Genomic DNA, 702 nt, shown 5'->3' on the forward strand with positions numbered 1-702 from the left:
GTCGCCATCGCCAACAGCCGCCTGATCGCCTGCGACGAGCGCGGCGTTACCTTCAGGTGGAAGGACTACCGCATCGAAGGCCGCGATCGCTACAAGCAGATGACGCTCGCCGCCAACGAGTTCATCCGCCGTTTCCTCATCCACGTGCTGCCAAAAGGTCTGCACCGCATCCGCCACTACGGCCTGTTCGCCAAAGGCGCTTGCGCCGACAACATTGCCCACGCTCTGGAGCTGCTCGCCGCTGCAAAGCCCGACGGCCAGCCTACCGCTGCCACCGTCGATCCCAGCAAGCCCGCTTGTCCATGCTGCGGCGGTCGCATGATCATCATCGAGGTGTTCGCGCGCGGCTCAACACCACGGCATCGGCCGACAGGTCCAGCAACCGTCATCAGGATCGACACTTCATGACCGCGTCACGATCCGGCAAATCTCATTGCGTTCGCCGGCTCTCAATCGGCCACGGTGGAGCGCGCTTCTATCTCCAGCCGGCGTCTCAAACCGTCCAACTAATCGCTCCGCTCGACACCATCCCCCGCGCAGTCGTCAGCCGCTTGACCTTCGCACAACTCGTTGCTTCGGCTCGATCCAAATCAGCCCGCTCACCCGCGGCAACCAAATCCCCATAGCACCTTCGGCACAGCCTTACGTTCCCTCAAGCGCGGTTTCCTCCCTTGGAGGCTTTCGGACGCCAGCCGCCGAATA

The 702-nt window shown here is 63.0% G+C and carries 1 protein-coding gene; it reads left to right on the plus strand.

The features are described 5' to 3' along the window. A partial coding sequence (locus ACZXDY_RS46195; protein WP_464350055.1) for a transposase occupies positions 1-408 on the plus strand: 408 nt, incomplete at its 5' end. Between the last annotated feature and the right edge of the window lie 294 nt (positions 409-702).

It is taken from the genome of Bradyrhizobium sp. LeoB3, from assembly GCF_055456055.1.